A 249-nucleotide genomic window follows, 5' to 3' on the forward strand; every position below is an offset into this window, starting at 1 on the left:
CTTGTTCAAAAGTCTGACAGCTTCTTTCGTACCATTCTGCGTTAACTTACGATCGTCATAGCCGTTGATATAAAACTCTTTGTCGGTAATATCCGGATCGATAAAGGACTCGATCAAAGTAGCGGCTCTCCAGCCCACGTCAAAGCTTACCGAGTAAGGGATCAGCTTATCTGCATCTGCGCCAAGCAGGGTATCCTTGTTCTCTTCAAATGCAAGTAACATTGCTTCAAACTCTTCTGTCGTGGTCGG

General features: G+C 45.4%; 1 pseudogene. It reads right to left on the minus strand.

Going from position 1 to position 249, the window contains the following annotated elements:
* Nucleotides 1-249, minus strand: a pseudogene (locus tag ACKX14_RS16270) (extracellular solute-binding protein); the annotation flags it as partial.

The organism is Thermorhabdus hydrogeniformans, from assembly GCF_049310025.1.
Taxonomy (GTDB): domain Bacteria; phylum Bacillota; class Thermosediminibacteria; order Thermosediminibacterales; family Tepidanaerobacteraceae; genus JBJYKD01.